Here is a 13,341-nt window from a genome sequence, read left to right on the forward strand (position 1 = left end):
CAAGCACATTCTTCGGCAAAGGAACCACGACCATGCAGATCGGCCAGCTGGCTTCGGCAACGGGCTTGAGCCGCGACACGCTGCGTTTCTACGAAGAGCGCGGCCTGATCCGTGCAGAGCGTGGCAGCAACGGCTACCGCGTCTATGCGAAGGAAACCGTGCAGATGGTGGGCTACATCCGCACCGCGCAGAAGCTCGGCTTCAGCCTCCACGAGATCGGCGACAACCTGCCCGCGGTGTGGGAGTCGGCCGCGCCCGACCAGGCGATTGCGGCGCTGTTGGCCGACAAGGTCTCGGTCATCGACCAGAAGATCGCCGAGCTGAACACGCTGCGGCAAGACCTGCTGGCGCGCGTGCCCGCGGGCTGTCCGATGGCTCAGGCGGCCTGCGCGCGCAACAGGTCGACGTAGGCGCCCTGCACCAGCTGGTCTTCAGCGACGCCGAGCCGGGCCATGAGCGCATGGGCTTCGGCCACGCCGGCGTCGGCGGGCTCGCCGTCTTGCAGCACCACTTCGAGTTCGAGGAATTCACCGAGGCCTTCGACGCGGTCGAGGTGCACGCGCGTGCGGCCCACGAGGAACAGGCGGCGCTGCTTGCGCACGCGGCCGGCCTGGCCCCAGGCGAGCGTGAGCGATTCGCGCAACGCGTCGGGCGTGGTAACGGGCGTGATCAGGTAGAACGATTCCTTCGGGCCGGTGCTGTCGGCGCGGCGGTAGAAGATGAGTTCGGCGCGGTCGGGCGCGAAGGTGCGCAGCTTGAGGCGGTCGGCGCTGTGCTCGCAGCGGAAGAAGGTGTCGTCCTGGGCGATCTCGATGGGGCCCTGGTCGGTGAGCGTTGCGACGATTTCTGCGATGCGGTCGACGCTGTCGATCTGGGCCTTGATCTCTATGTTTCTTGCCATGTCTGTGGGCTTTCCTTTCGGTGGGTTCGGGGCGCGTGCACAGGCCACCGGGTACTTCCCTCCGCGAATGTCCCCCGGGCTTCGCCCTCCTCCTTGATTTCGCTGCGGGAAGCACCCAGTGTCCTGCGCACGATGGGCGCGGTCGTCGTGCGGCCGATCAACGACCGCACCGCCCAACGCTCACGCCGATGCAGTGCCTTGCGCAGCGAAATCAAGGAGGAGGCCGCAGGCCGGGGGACATTCGCGGAGCAAGGCTCCCCGTCGGCGGGAGCGTCGCCCTGAACAGCAGCGCTGAATCAGGGCGCGTTGCCCTGCGGCCCCACAGGCGGTGGCGCCGCGCGCCCACTCGAGCCCGGTGCCAGCTTGCGTCCGAAGGACTCGCCCACGTTGCGCACAGGCCGGCTGGCTTTTTCCGACACGTTGCTCACACCGCGCCGCGTGGCCGCATCGGCGCGGTTGACGCCGCGGCCGGCGGCGTTGGTGCCGCGTTGCACGCTGCCCACCACTTTGCCGCTGCGCGAGGGCGACTTGATCGTGTGGGCGCGTTCGGCCTGGGGCGGGTTGTCGGCGCTCTGCGCCTGCGCGGTGACGGGCAGGCAGAGCGCGGCAGCGATGGCGGCGAGCGATGCGGTGGTGATGTGAAGCTTCTTCATGGCGTCGTCCCCTGGGAGTGGTCTTCGGATTCGGCGGCGGCCGCGCGGGCCATGCGCTCGCTCTTCCAGTACACGTCGTCGCCGCCGTTCATGCGGTTGAGCACGCGTGCGAGCACGAAGAGCAAGTCGCTGAGCCGGTTGAGGTACTGGCGCGGCGCATCGTTGAGTTCGGTGGTGGCGCCCAGCGACACCACGGCGCGCTCGGCACGCCGCGCCACGGTGCGGCACACGTGCGCCAGCGAGGCGGCGCGCGTGCCGGCGGGCAGGATGAATTCGGCCAGGCGTGGCAAGGCGGCGTTGTGGTCGGCCAGCGCGTTGTCGATCTGCAGCAGCGCCTCGGGCTTGAGCAGCGTGAAACCGGGCATCGAGAGTTCGCCGCCGAGGTTGAAGAGCTGGTGCTGCACATCGACCAGCAGCTCGCGCACGGGCTCTGGCAGCGGTTCGCACAGCAGCACGCCGATGTGCGAGTTGAGTTCGTCCACGTCGCCCATCGCGTGCACGCGCAGGTGGTCCTTGGGCACGCGGGTGTTGTCGCCCAGGCCGGTGGTGCCGTCGTCGCCGGTGCGGGTGGCGATCTGGGAAAGTCGGTTGCCCATGGGCGCTCCTCGGTTCAGGTCGTGAGGCCGGCGGCGTCGATCTTGCCGGCCAGCCATTGCAGCCCGGCCAGATGCTGGTGGTCGTGGCTGCACAGGTAATGGATGAGGCTGCGCATCGTGAGCGGGCCGTAGCCCTCGAACACGGCCGAGCGCGCGAGCTGCGCGTCGCTCAGCTGCGAGATGATTTCCATCGTCTGCACGCGCGCCAAGCGGAACTCGGCGAGCACGGTGGCAGGGTCGGCCGCGCCGTAGTGGCGCTCGATGGCCAGCGGCTCGCTGTCGATCGATGCGAGCGTCGGATGGGTCTCGGCCAGCGTGCGGCGAAAGCGCACGTGGTAGCCCTCGATCTCGATGTCGCGCACATGGCACAGCTGCTCGATGGCGGTGAAGGCTTCGCTGGGCACGCCTTCCCACGACGGCGGCGCCCAGTGCCGGAAGGCGTGGGGAATGGCCGCGTAGTGGGCTTCGAGCTGCGAGGGAAAGGCCGCGAGGGCTGCAAGGGTCGTGGGGTTCATGTCTTTTACCGAAGCGCATTATGGTGCGCGCTCCGTAAAATGACCGATCCCCCTCAGCCCCTCCAGGAGACGCCCGATGAACGCCCCGACTTCCACCTCGCACCTGATGCCGGCGCTCCATCTGCGCGACGTTCCCGCGGCCCTGATCGACGGGCTGAAGGCGCGCTTCGGCGACAACTGTTCCACGGCGATGGCGGTGCGCACGCAGCACGGGCGCGACGAGTCGTCGTTCGACGCACCGCCGCCCTCCGCCGTGGTGTTCGCCGAAAGCACGCAAGATGTTGCCGATGCCGTGAAGCTCGCGAGCGAGCACAGCGTGCCGGTCATCCCCTTCGGCGTGGGCTCTTCGCTCGAAGGCCACCTGCTCGCGGTGCAAGGCGGCATCAGCATCGACGTGTCGCGCATGAACCAGGTGCTGTCGATCAACGCCGACGACCTCACGGTGACGGTGCAACCGGGCGTCACGCGCAAGCAGCTCAACGAAGAGATCAAGAGCACGGGCCTGTTTTTCCCCATCGACCCGGGCGCCGACGCCTCCATCGGCGGCATGACGGCCACGCGCGCCAGCGGCACGAACGCGGTGCGCTACGGCACGATGCGCGAGAACGTGCTGGCGCTCGAAGTGGTCACGGCCAGCGGCGACATCATCCGCACCGGCACGCGCGCCAAGAAGTCGTCGGCCGGCTACGACCTCACGCGCCTCATGGTGGGCAGCGAAGGCACGTTGGGCGTGGTCACCGAGGTCACGCTGCGCATCTACCCGCTGCCCGAGGCGGTGTCGGCGGCGATCTGCTCGTTCCCGAGCATCGAGGCCGCGGTGCGCACCACCATCGAGACCATCCAGCTGGGCGTGCCGATCGCGCGCGTGGAACTGATCGACGTGAACACGGTGCGCATGGTGAACGCCTACGCCAAGCTCAACCTGCGCGAAGAGCCGATGCTGCTGATGGAATTCCACGGCTCGCCTGCGGGCGTGAAGGAGCAGGCCGAGACGGTGCAGGAACTCGCGAGCGGCCACGGCGGCAACGCCTTCGAATGGGCCAGCACGCCGGAAGAACGCACGCGCCTGTGGACCGCGCGGCACAACAGCTACTTCGCGGCCGTGCAGTCGCGCCCGGGCTGCCGCGTGATCTCGACCGACACCTGCGTGCCGATCTCGCGCCTGGCCGACTGCCTGCTCGACTCGGTGGCCGAAGCCGATGCCAGCGGCATCCCCTACTTCCTCGTCGGCCACGTGGGCGACGGCAATTTCCACTTCGGCTACCTGCTCGACCCGAACATCCCCGAAGAGCGCGTGAAGGCCGAGGAGTTGAACCACGCGCTGGTGAGCCGCGCGCTGGCACTCGAAGGCACCTGCACGGGCGAGCACGGCGTGGGGCTGCACAAGATGGACTTCCTGGTGACCGAAGCCGGTGTGGGCGCGATCGACATGATGCGCACCATCAAGCGCGCGCTCGATCCGAAGAACATCATGAACCCGGGCAAGATCTTCAGCCTCTGATCCCTCGCGATCACGCATCAATGAAAAAGCCCGGCGGCTCGCAAGAGCGCCGGGCTTTTTCGTGGCCCGAAGGCCCGCGTTTTGTTCTTACCTGCGGCGACGTGCCGGTGCCGGCTCCGGCGGCACGTAGGTCTGCGAAGGCGCGGCGCCACCGTCGACGCCCAAGCGGCCACCGCCACCCAGGCCCTGGCCGCGCACGGTCTGTGCCTTGTAGTTGCGCAGCGAACGGACCATCTGGTTGAACGCGTCCATGAAGGCTGCGGCAATCACCTTGCCCTGCGCCGTGTTGGTGTAGCCGCCAAGGCCACCGGCGCCGCTGCGGCCGGCCAGGCCGCCGAAGGCGCCGAAGTCGGTCTTGGAGGCGCTGCCCTCGGCTGCCGCGACCTGCACGCCCGAGCGGTTGTCGATGAGCGTCAGCAAGGCGCTGGCTTCCTTGGTCTGCAGGCTGCCGCCGACGGCCGCGATGGCGCGGCCACGGCCGCCGCCCACGAGACCGCCGAGCGCGCCGCCGATGCCGCCGGCATCGCTGTTGCTGAACACGATCTCGGGCGACAGGCCGTAGTCGGACGCCACCATCTGGCCGCGGCCGAAGTTGCTGCCGCCGCGCATCTCGCCCGACTGCTGCAGCGCGCGTTCACGCGTCATCGCGTTCATGCCGGCCGCGCCACGCTCGACCACCACGAAGCAGTTCGATTGCTGCACCAGCAAACGCAACAGATTTGCAGTAGGCGGCAAGCGGTACTCGCCCGTGAGGATGGTGTACCAGCCAGCGTTGACGTTCTCGACCAGCGAGACGGTCCCGAGCGGCGATTCGCAGCGCTCGAGCTGGCTGCTCTCGCCCGAGGTGGCACCGCCGGCGGCGCTGCCCGTGGCCATGGTCTTGGCCGATTGGCTGCCCATCTGCATGTCGGTGGTGGCGCAGCCCGTGAGCAGCAGTGCGCCGACGGCGACTGCGGCGAGCGGGAACTTGGTGGCGAAGAACGGCATGGTCGACTCCCTCGTTTCGATGGTGGTGGTCTTGCAGGGCTGAAAGAAAAACCGCGATCGAGGATACGCGCAAAGGATTGCAGGAATCAATCAAACGAACGCAGGGGTCCGTCTTCGCAACACAGGTCGAACTAGGCCGTTCGGCGGATGCGTTCGATGAGTCCGTTGAGCGCTTCGATGGAGCCGAAGTGGATCGCCAGCTCGCCACTCTCGCCGCGCTTCGTGCGCTTCTTGATGCGCACCTCGACCTCGGCCGTGAGCAGGTCGGCCAGCTCTTCTTCCACGCGCTGCAGGTCGCGCGACTTCTCGCCGGCATTGCCGCGCCGCGAGGGCGTGAGCGTGAACTCGGCCGCGAGCTTCTTCACCAGCGCCTCGGCCTCGCGCACCGACATCTTCTTGGCGGCGATCTGGTTGGCGGCGGTGATCTGCGTGCCGCGATCGAGCGACAGCAGCGCGCGCGCATGGCCCATGTCGATGTCGCCGGCCATCAGCATCAGCTGCGCGGGCTCGGCCAGGTTCAGCAGGCGCAGCAGGTTGCTGGCGGCGCTGCGCGAACGGCCCACGGCCTGGGCCGCCATTTCGTGAGTGAGCCCAAACTCGGTCACCAGGCGTTGCAGGCCTTGGGCCTCTTCCAGCGGATTGAGGTCTTCGCGCTGGATGTTCTCGATGAGCGACATGGCCGCCGCGGCCTCGTTGGGCACGTCGCGCACCAGCACCGGCACGGTGTCCAGGCCGGCGAGCCGGGCGGCACGGAAGCGCCGCTCGCCCGCGATGATTTCGTACTCGGCGTTCTTGGCCGCGGCCGATTCGGCGTCGAGCCGGCGCACCAGGATCGGCTGCATGATGCCCTGCACCTTGATGCTCTCGGCCAGCTCGTAGAGCGCGCCCTCGTCCATGCGGGTGCGCGGCTGGTAGACGCCGGCCACCATCTGGTCGAGCTTCAGGGTGTTGGGGTTCTGCGGGGCGCCGCCCTCTTCCGTGGCGCGGTCGCCGCCATTGCCGAGCGGATCGGCGGAGGGTGCGGCCGTCGGGCCGAGCAGCGCTTCGAGGCCGCGGCCCAGGCCCTTGGGTTTCTTGGTCGCCATCAGTGCGTGTCTTTCGAGAGGTCGTTCAGGAGTTTCCGGCCTTCGGGCCAGTCGCCCAGGCCGGATTCGGCGTTCAGGTGGCCGCCGGTGCCGGCATCGATGAAGCGTGCGCCCCAGTCGCGGGCCAGCTGCTTCGAGCGCGAGGCTTCGCAGTACGGGTCGTCGTTGGCGGCGATGAGCACGGCCGGAAACGGCAGCGGCTGGCGCACGATGGGCGCCCAGCCGGGAATCAATTGGCGCAGGTCGTCGCGCTCCAGGTCGCCGGGCGCCACCAGCAGCGCGCCGCGCACCTTGTGCGTGTGGCGCGAGTGGGCCGCCCAGGCGGCGGTGAGGATGCAGCCGAGGCTGTGGGCAGCCAACACCACTTGGCCCGGCGCGGCCAGCACTTCTTCTTCGAGGCGGATCGACCAGTCGCCGCGCAGCGGGCGCATCCATTCGTGCTGGTCGACGCGGTGGTCGCCGTAGACCGACTCCCAGCGGGTCTGCCAATGGCCGGGGCCGCTGTTCTGCCATCCGGGCAGCAGCAGGATGCGGGGTTCACTCATGGCTGGTTGCTACGAACTTGATAGCGCCTGCCGCCCTTCGGGCGGGCGTCAGACGGGGTTTTGGTCGGTATCGGCGACGGAAGCGGAAGGCGCGGCGGCCAGCACATCGTCGGGAATCGGCAGGTCGGGCACCACGCGCGGCGGGGGCGTGACCGGCGGTGCCACCGCACCCGAGGCGAAGGCGCTCGCGGGCGGCATCTTGGCGACCAGCTCTTCGGCGAAGGCGATGAAGGCCTGGCTGCCGCGGGCGGACGGATCGAACACCACGCCCGGCAGGCCGTAGCTCGGTGCTTCGGCCAGGCGCACATTGCGCGGGATCACGGTGTCGAACACCTTGTCGCCGAAGTGGGACTTGAGCTGCTCGCTCACCTGCTGCTGCAGCGTGATGCGCGGATCGAACATCACGCGCAGCAGGCCGATGATCTGCAGGTTCTTGTTGAGGTTGGCGTGCACCTGCTTGATGGTGTTGACCAGGTCCGTGAGCCCTTCGAGCGCGAAGTACTCGCACTGCATCGGCACGATCACGCCGTGGGCCGCGCACAGACCGTTGAGCGTGAGCAGGCTCAGGCTCGGCGGGCAGTCGATCAGCACGAAGTCGTACTCGGCGCCGACCGCGGCCAGCGCGGTGCGCAGGCGTTTTTCGCGGCGGTCGAGCGCCACCATTTCGACTTCGGCACCGGCCAGTTCACGGTTGGCGCCCAGCACGTCGTAGCTGGCTTCGGCCTCCACGAGCTTGTCGGACTTCACCCGCGCCTCGGCCACCGAGGCCGATTCGAGCAGCACGTCGTACACCGTGAGCTCCAGCTGGCGCTTGTCGATGCCCGAACCCATGGTGGCGTTGCCCTGGGGGTCGAGGTCGATCATCAGCACCCGCTGGCCCACCTTGGCCAGGCCGGCGGCGAGATTGACGGTGGTGGTGGTCTTGCCGACGCCGCCCTTCTGGTTGGCGATGCAGAAAATCTTGGCCATGTGTCGTCAGTGCGGGTCGTCGGGGTCGGTCAGCGCGAGATCGCGAGCTTGATGCCGAAGGCAATCAGGAAGGTGCCGGCCAGCTTTTCGAGCGTGGCCGAGATGCGGGGATTGGCGCGGATGCGCTCGGCCAGGAAGTGCGTGAGCAGCGTCGAGGTCAGGCCGTACAGAAAGGTCAGCGCGGCGATGGTCACGGCCATGGCGCCGAAGGTGACGACGCCCTGGTGGCGCGCCGGATCGACGAACAGCGGGAAGAAGGCCATGTAGAACACGATCGCCTTGGGGTTCAGCAAGGTGATCGTCAGCGCCTGGCGCAGGAAATGGCTCGGGCGGATGTTCAGGATCGGTGCCGCGCCGGGCTTGGCCAGGAGCATCTTGAGGCCGAGCCACGCCAGGTAGGCGGCGCCCAGCCACTGCACCGCCTTGAAGGCCGCCGGGTAGGCGGCCAGCACGGCCGACACGCCCGCCACCGCCGCCCACATCAGGACCTGGTCTCCCAGGATCACGCCGAAGGTCGCTGCCAGGCCGCCACGAATGCCACCTTTGCTGGTCGAGGTGATCAGCGCCAGATTGCCCGGACCGGGAATCAGAAGGAACAGGACGATGGCGGCGACGAATGCGCCGTAGTCAGCGATGCCGAACATGGGATGTGCCTCGAAAAAGAGAGCCAGGGGGAGGCTTCGAGTCTAAGGCAGGCCAGCGCCGGGAAGATTGCTCCGGCACCGGCTTTTGCCGGCGCCGGCGCATCTTTTACGAAATCAGGCGGCCTCTTTGCGCGCCCAGACGATGCAGCGCTCGGCATCCAGGCCCGGCACCGTCAGTTGTTCCACGTGAAACACTGCGACGCCGGCCGGCAAAGCGGCCAGTTCGTCGGTCGGCACCTTGCCCTTCATGGCCAGCCAGACGCCGCCCGGTGCCAGCAGATGCACCGAGCCGTTGAAGAAATCGGGCAGCGACGCGAAGGCGCGCGAGCTGATCACCTCGTAGCTGCCGGCCAGCGATTCGACCCGCGCATGCAAGCCGCGCAGGTTCGGCAGCTCCAGTTCGGCCGCCACCTGCTGCACGAAGGCCGCCTTCTTGGCGACGGCGTCGAGGCAACTGACCTCGATGTCGGGCCGCATGATGGCGATCACCACGCCCGGCAGACCGCCGCCGGAGCCGACGTCGAGCAGCCTGCCCTTCCCTGCCCACTCGCGCTGCAGCGGTGCGACGGCCGCGAGGCTGTCGAGCAGGTGGTGCGTCATGACGCCGGCCGGGTCGCGCACGGCCGTCAGGTTGTAGACCTTGTTCCACTTGAGCATCAGCGTGCCGTAGGCCAGCAGCTGTTCGCCCTGCGTGTCGGACAGGGCCACGCCCAGGGCGGCTGCGCCTGCGCGCAGCGTGTCGAGGGGCGTCGCGCTCATGGTGCGGTGTGCGGCTCGGTGGCAGCAGCTTCGGTGGTTTCTGTGGTCGCGGCGGTATCGGCGGCGTCGCGGGCAAAGGCCTTGTGCCCGCCCTTGCGCAGGTGAATCATCAGCAGCGAGATCGCGGCGGGCGTCACGCCCGAGATGCGCGATGCCAGTCCCAGCGTTTCGGGCCGGTGCTTGTCCAGCTTCTGGCGCACTTCGAAACTCAGGGCCTTGACCTGGCCGTAGTCGAAGTCGGCCGGCAGCTTCAGGTTCTCGAAGTGGGCGGCGCGCTCCACTTCGTCGTGCTGGCGCTCGATGTAGCCGGAGTACTTGGCCGAGATCTCGATCTGCTCGATCTCGGAAGCGCTCAGCGCCGACGACGGGCCGTACTTGCCGCCGTCCAGCGACATCAGGGTTTCGTAGTTCACGTCGGGCCGGCGCAGCAGGTCGGCCAGGTTGTATTCGTGCTCGATGGCTTTGCCCAGCACCCGGGCCGACTCGGTCGCCGGCAGGTTGCGCGGGTTCACCCAGATCGACTTGAGCCGCTCTGTTTCACGTGAAACAGCGTCGCGCTTTCGGCTGAAAGCGTCCCAGCGTGCGTCGTCCACGAGGCCCAGCTTGCGCCCTGCTTCGGTCAGGCGCATGTCGGCGTTGTCCTCGCGCAGCTGCAGCCGGAACTCGGCGCGGCTGGTGAACATGCGGTACGGCTCGGTCACGCCCTTGGTGATCAGGTCGTCGACCAGCACGCCGAGGTAGGCCTCGTCGCGGCGCGGCAGCCAGGCGTCTTCACCGCGGCATTGCAGCGCGGCGTTGATGCCGGCGAACAGGCCTTGGGCCGCCGCCTCTTCGTAGCCGGTGGTGCCGTTGATCTGGCCGGCAAAGAACAGGCCGCGGATCGCACGCGTCTCGAAGCTGCTCTTGAGCTCGCGCGGATCGAAGTAGTCGTACTCGATGGCGTAGCCCGGACGCAGGATGTGGGCGTTTTCCAGGCCCGGCATCGAGCGCACCAGCTGGTACTGGATGTCGAATGGCAGACTGGTCGAGATCCCGTTCGGGTAGTACTCGTTGGTCGTCAGGCCTTCGGGCTCGAGAAAGATCTGGTGGCTGTCCTTGTCGGCGAAGCGGTTGATCTTGTCTTCGACGCTCGGGCAGTAGCGCGGACCGACACCGTCGATCTTGCCGGTGAACATCGGGCTGCGGTCGAAGCCCGAGCGGATGATGTCGTGCGTGCGCTGGTTGGTGTGCGTCACCCAGCACGGCATCTGCTGCGGGTGCATCTCGACCTTGCCCATGAAGCTGAACACCGGCATCGGCCCTGCCCCGCCGGGCATGCCGTCGCCGGGTTGTTCGGTGCACTTCGAGAAGTCGATGCTGCGGCCGTCCAGGCGCGGCGGCGTGCCGGTCTTGAGGCGACCCTGCGGCAGCTTGAGTTCCTTCAGGCGCGCCGACAGGCTGATTGCCGGCGGATCGCCTGCGCGGCCGGCCTGGTAGTTGTCGAGGCCGACGTGGATGCGGCCGTCGAGGAACGTGCCCGCGGTCAGCACCACGGTGCGTGCGCGGAAAGAAATGCCCACCTGCGTGACGGCGCCGACCACGCGATCGCCTTCGATCATCAGGTCGTCGACGGCTTGCTGGAACAGGCTGAGGTTCGGCTGGTTTTCCAGGCGGTGGCGGATCGCGGCCTTGTACAGCACGCGGTCGGCCTGCGCCCGCGTGGCGCGCACGGCCGGGCCCTTGCTCGAATTGAGGATGCGGAACTGGATGCCCGCCTCGTCCGTGGCAATGGCCATCGCGCCGCCGAGCGCGTCGACCTCCTTCACGAGGTGGCCCTTGCCGATACCGCCGATCGACGGGTTGCAGCTCATCTGCCCCAGCGTCTCGATGTTGTGGGAGAGCAGCAGCGTCTTGGCGCCCATGCGTGCGGAAGCGAGCGCGGCTTCGGTGCCGGCATGGCCACCGCCGACGACGATCACATCGAATTCTTCGGGGTACAGCATTGGAAAAAGGGGGCGCACCACAGACGCGTGCGCGGCGCAAAAAAGGGCACTAATTTTAAGCGGCGATGCCCTGCCGCAACCCCTGTGTGGACAAGCTAGGGAGCCGCGCCAAAATCGGCCCGGAGCCTTATCGATATTGCGCTGGATGCTATATATTTAATAGCAAACAACCCGCATCAGGCGGTCGCCTGGGAGGGTCAGAGCACCGGTTCGGGCTTCTCGATGCCTCGCAGCTCGCCGCTGGGCGCCGGCGTGCGCGGCGCAATGGCCCGCTCGTCCTGCAGCTCGCGCACGGCGAGCTTCTTGTCGGTCATGCGCACCGCCCCGAAGATCGTGGAGAACGCCACGTCCTTCGCGTCGCGCCCCGTGCCCACGCGCACCAGCCGGTCGACGGGCGCCATGCGGGTCGGATCGAACAGCACCCACTGCCCGCCCAGCCACACTTCGAACACGGCATGGAAATCCTGCGGCGGCTCGTCGAACCACACATAGCCCACCACCAGCCGCGCCGGAATGTTGAGCGCGCGGCAGAAGGTGATGCCCAGGTGCGCGAAGTCGCGGCACACGCCAGCGCGCTGCACGAACACTTCGCGCGCCGTGGTGGTCGAGTCGCTGCTGCCCGGCACGTAGACGATGCTGTCGTGGATCCAGTCGGCAATCGCCTGCACGCGGCCGATGCCCGGCGGCAGGTCGCCGAAGAGCTGCTGCGCGCAGCGCGCCAGCAAGTCCGACTCGCAGTAGCGCGTGGGCAGCAGGTCGCCCAGCACCGCGTCGGGCAGCTGGCTCACCGGCACCTCGGGCAAGGTGGCCGGCACATGCACCACCGGTCGCCGCACCGTCGCGCGGTAGGCGATGGTCAGTGGCCCGGGCGCCGCGTCGAAACGCACGAAACGGTTGCCGCTGTCGGCCTCGCAGCCCACCCGCAGCCGCGCGGGCGGCTCGATGGTCAGCGTCTCGGCCAGCACCGCCTGCGCACCCGTGCGCGCGGCCTCGATGTTCAGCCGCAGGTGCGCCGGGGCGTCCACCTCGTAGTCCAGGCGCAGGTCGACGTGCGACAGGTGCATGGCATGGGGCAAGGCGGTCAATCGAGCGCCTTCTTCACCGCACCCACGCCGAGTGCGGCCAGCACCACGAACAGCACCGCCAGCACGAGGAACAGGCCGAACAGCAGCTTGGCGATGCCCGCCGCGCCGGCCGCCACGCCGCCGAATCCCAGCAGACCCGCCACGAGCGAGATGACCGCAAAAATGATCGCGTACTTGAGCATGGTGAACCACTCCTTGGTTGCTTTGCGGCGGGCATGCGCCGCCGTGTCCGGACTGTAGGAAGGCCCACCGTGCCGCCCGATAGTCGGCGCGCGCGAGCCGCCGTAGGACAAAAACGCGATGCGACCAAACCCGCTAGCATCCCTTTCGGTCGCACAGATCTTTTCCTTCTATCCATTGGAGTTTTTTCGAATGAAGCTGTACTACTCGCCCGGCGCCTGCTCGCTCTCCCCCCACATCGCGCTGCACGAAGCGGGCATCGCCTTCGAGCCCGTGCTGGCCAGCACCAAGAGCCACAAGCTGCAGGACGGCACCGACTACTACGGCATCAACCCGCTGGGCTACGTGCCGATGCTCGAGCTCGACGACGGCACCCGCCTGCGCGAAGGCCCGGCCATCGTGCAATACATTGCCGACCTCGCCCCCACCAAGAACCTCGCGCCCGCCAACGGCACCATGCCGCGCTACCGCCTGCAGGAATGGCTGACCTTCATCGGCACCGAGATGCACAAGGGCTTCAGCCCGCTGTTCAACCCGGCCATGCCCGAGGAAGCCAAGTCCATCTCCAAGGACAAGCTCAAGGCCCGCTTCCAGTGGCTCGACGGCGAACTCTCCGCCAAGCAGTACCTGATGGGCGAGCATTTCAGCGTGGCCGACGGCTACCTGTTCACCGTGACCAACTGGACCAAGCCCACCGGCGTGGACATCTCGGACTTCCCCAACGTGCTGGCCTGGCACGCCCGCGTCGCCGCCCGCCCCGCCGTTCAGGAAGCGATGAAGGCCGAAGGCCTGCTGAAGTAAGCAAAAGCACGCAGAACGCGACGCCAGCGACGATCCGGGCCACCCAAGGGAAAACCCGAATCACCGCAGCCACAAGCCGCATGCCGCGGCTTTTTTTTCGGGCGACGCTACGGCATCCGTCACCAGGAAGCCGAGCCG

The 13,341-nt window shown here is 67.9% G+C and carries 16 protein-coding genes; 3 read left to right on the plus strand and 13 right to left on the minus strand.

Translation table 11 applies throughout. The annotated features are described in order from the left end of the window. The first annotated feature begins 32 nt into the window (after positions 1-32). Positions 33-410 carry a MerR family transcriptional regulator gene (locus VBO01S_RS10510; protein WP_062473748.1) on the plus strand — a complete coding sequence of 126 codons (378 nt, stop codon included), beginning with the start codon at positions 33-35 and terminating at the stop codon, positions 408-410. Here the strand turns inward: VBO01S_RS10510 and VBO01S_RS10515 are convergent. The 4 genes from VBO01S_RS10515 to VBO01S_RS10530 form a co-directional block, all read right to left on the minus strand. Continuing rightward, complete coding sequence (locus VBO01S_RS10515) at positions 377-901, minus strand: class IV adenylate cyclase (protein WP_062473749.1); 525 nt, start codon at positions 899-901, stop codon at positions 377-379. The two genes, VBO01S_RS10510 and VBO01S_RS10515, sit on opposite strands and share 34 nt — an antisense overlap. Before the next feature lie 296 nt (positions 902-1,197). After that, on the minus strand, positions 1,198-1,554 hold the full coding sequence (locus VBO01S_RS10520; RefSeq protein ID WP_062473750.1) for a hypothetical protein: 357 nt from the start codon (positions 1,552-1,554) through the stop codon (positions 1,198-1,200). Next, complete coding sequence (locus VBO01S_RS10525; RefSeq protein WP_062473752.1) at positions 1,551-2,150, minus strand: cob(I)yrinic acid a,c-diamide adenosyltransferase; 600 nt, start codon at positions 2,148-2,150, stop codon at positions 1,551-1,553. The genes VBO01S_RS10520 and VBO01S_RS10525 overlap by 4 nt, the downstream gene beginning before the upstream one ends. 14 nt (positions 2,151-2,164) lie before the next feature. Next, on the minus strand, positions 2,165-2,665 hold the full coding sequence (locus VBO01S_RS10530; protein ID WP_062473753.1) for a DinB family protein: 501 nt from the start codon (positions 2,663-2,665) through the stop codon (positions 2,165-2,167). A 76-nt stretch (positions 2,666-2,741) separates the two neighbouring features. Here VBO01S_RS10530 and VBO01S_RS10535 point away from each other — a divergent pair, with 76 nt between their 5' ends. Continuing rightward, positions 2,742-4,166 (plus strand): FAD-binding oxidoreductase, encoded by a 1,425-nt coding sequence (locus tag VBO01S_RS10535; RefSeq protein ID WP_062473756.1) that lies wholly within the window; start codon positions 2,742-2,744, stop codon positions 4,164-4,166. An 87-nt stretch (positions 4,167-4,253) separates the two neighbouring features. Here the strand turns inward: VBO01S_RS10535 and VBO01S_RS10540 are convergent, their stop codons facing one another. The 9 genes from VBO01S_RS10540 to VBO01S_RS10580 all read right to left on the minus strand — a co-directional run bounded on the left by VBO01S_RS10540 (position 4,254) and on the right by VBO01S_RS10580 (position 12,404). Next, positions 4,254-5,153 carry a CsgG/HfaB family protein gene (locus VBO01S_RS10540; protein WP_062473758.1) on the minus strand — a complete coding sequence of 300 codons (900 nt, stop codon included), beginning with the start codon at positions 5,151-5,153 and terminating at the stop codon, positions 4,254-4,256. Positions 5,154-5,284: 131 nt separating this feature from the next. After that, entirely contained in the window at positions 5,285-6,238 is a 954-nt protein-coding gene (locus tag VBO01S_RS10545; RefSeq protein WP_062473760.1) for a ParB/RepB/Spo0J family partition protein, read from the minus strand. Further along, on the minus strand, positions 6,238-6,783 hold the full coding sequence (locus tag VBO01S_RS10550) for an RBBP9/YdeN family alpha/beta hydrolase (RefSeq protein WP_062473762.1): 546 nt from the start codon (positions 6,781-6,783) through the stop codon (positions 6,238-6,240). Before VBO01S_RS10550 ends, VBO01S_RS10545 begins: the two co-directional genes overlap by 1 nt. 48 nt (positions 6,784-6,831) lie before the next feature. After that, positions 6,832-7,752, minus strand: a complete 921-nt coding sequence (locus tag VBO01S_RS10555) for a ParA family protein (RefSeq protein WP_062473764.1) — start codon at positions 7,750-7,752, stop codon at positions 6,832-6,834. A 29-nt stretch (positions 7,753-7,781) separates the two neighbouring features. Then, complete coding sequence (locus tag VBO01S_RS10560; RefSeq protein WP_062473766.1) at positions 7,782-8,396, minus strand: LysE family transporter; 615 nt, start codon at positions 8,394-8,396, stop codon at positions 7,782-7,784. Positions 8,397-8,510: 114 nt separating this feature from the next. Continuing rightward, complete coding sequence (rsmG, locus tag VBO01S_RS10565; protein ID WP_062473768.1) at positions 8,511-9,155, minus strand: 16S rRNA (guanine(527)-N(7))-methyltransferase RsmG; 645 nt, start codon at positions 9,153-9,155, stop codon at positions 8,511-8,513. Further along, positions 9,152-11,137 (minus strand): tRNA uridine-5-carboxymethylaminomethyl(34) synthesis enzyme MnmG, encoded by a 1,986-nt coding sequence (gene mnmG, locus VBO01S_RS10570; RefSeq protein WP_062473769.1) that lies wholly within the window; start codon positions 11,135-11,137, stop codon positions 9,152-9,154. Before mnmG ends, rsmG begins: the two co-directional genes overlap by 4 nt. 197 nt (positions 11,138-11,334) lie before the next feature. Next, positions 11,335-12,222, minus strand: coding sequence for a transglutaminase-like domain-containing protein (locus VBO01S_RS10575; protein WP_370680774.1), 888 nt, complete (start codon positions 12,220-12,222; stop codon positions 11,335-11,337). Further along, positions 12,219-12,404 (minus strand): DUF1328 family protein, encoded by a 186-nt coding sequence (locus VBO01S_RS10580; protein WP_013538518.1) that lies wholly within the window; start codon positions 12,402-12,404, stop codon positions 12,219-12,221. Before VBO01S_RS10580 ends, VBO01S_RS10575 begins: the two co-directional genes overlap by 4 nt. Positions 12,405-12,594: 190 nt before the next feature. Here VBO01S_RS10580 and gstA point away from each other — a divergent pair, with 190 nt between their 5' ends. After that, the gene (gene gstA / locus VBO01S_RS10585) at positions 12,595-13,203 is read left to right on the plus strand and encodes a glutathione transferase GstA (protein WP_062473773.1); all 609 of its coding nucleotides are present in this window, start codon (positions 12,595-12,597) and stop codon (positions 13,201-13,203) included. The last annotated feature ends 138 nt before the right edge of the window (positions 13,204-13,341 follow it).

It is taken from the genome of Variovorax boronicumulans NBRC 103145, from assembly GCF_001591345.1.
GTDB lineage: Bacteria > Pseudomonadota > Gammaproteobacteria > Burkholderiales > Burkholderiaceae_C > Variovorax > Variovorax boronicumulans.

Bases quoted from the DNA above. Each gene is read 5' to 3' on its own strand.
- VBO01S_RS10530 (WP_062473753.1), bottom strand. From the start codon at position 2,665: ATGAACCCCACGACCCTTGCAGCCCTCGCGGCCTTTCCCTCGCAGCTC.
- VBO01S_RS10540 (WP_062473758.1), bottom strand. From the start codon at position 5,153: ATGCCGTTCTTCGCCACCAAGTTCCCGCTCGCCGCAGTCGCCGTCGGC.
- gstA (WP_062473773.1), top strand. From the start codon at position 12,595: ATGAAGCTGTACTACTCGCCCGGCGCCTGCTCGCTCTCCCCCCACATC.
- mnmG (WP_062473769.1), bottom strand. From the start codon at position 11,137: ATGCTGTACCCCGAAGAATTCGATGTGATCGTCGTCGGCGGTGGCCAT.
- VBO01S_RS10515 (WP_062473749.1), bottom strand. From the start codon at position 901: ATGGCAAGAAACATAGAGATCAAGGCCCAGATCGACAGCGTCGACCGC.
- VBO01S_RS10580 (WP_013538518.1), bottom strand. From the start codon at position 12,404: ATGCTCAAGTACGCGATCATTTTTGCGGTCATCTCGCTCGTGGCGGGT.
- VBO01S_RS10535 (WP_062473756.1), top strand. From the start codon at position 2,742: ATGAACGCCCCGACTTCCACCTCGCACCTGATGCCGGCGCTCCATCTG.
- rsmG (WP_062473768.1), bottom strand. From the start codon at position 9,155: ATGAGCGCGACGCCCCTCGACACGCTGCGCGCAGGCGCAGCCGCCCTG.
- VBO01S_RS10510 (WP_062473748.1), top strand. From the start codon at position 33: ATGCAGATCGGCCAGCTGGCTTCGGCAACGGGCTTGAGCCGCGACACG.
- VBO01S_RS10560 (WP_062473766.1), bottom strand. From the start codon at position 8,396: ATGTTCGGCATCGCTGACTACGGCGCATTCGTCGCCGCCATCGTCCTG.
- VBO01S_RS10555 (WP_062473764.1), bottom strand. From the start codon at position 7,752: ATGGCCAAGATTTTCTGCATCGCCAACCAGAAGGGCGGCGTCGGCAAG.
- VBO01S_RS10520 (WP_062473750.1), bottom strand. From the start codon at position 1,554: ATGAAGAAGCTTCACATCACCACCGCATCGCTCGCCGCCATCGCTGCC.
- VBO01S_RS10550 (WP_062473762.1), bottom strand. From the start codon at position 6,783: ATGAGTGAACCCCGCATCCTGCTGCTGCCCGGATGGCAGAACAGCGGC.
- VBO01S_RS10545 (WP_062473760.1), bottom strand. From the start codon at position 6,238: ATGGCGACCAAGAAACCCAAGGGCCTGGGCCGCGGCCTCGAAGCGCTG.
- VBO01S_RS10525 (WP_062473752.1), bottom strand. From the start codon at position 2,150: ATGGGCAACCGACTTTCCCAGATCGCCACCCGCACCGGCGACGACGGC.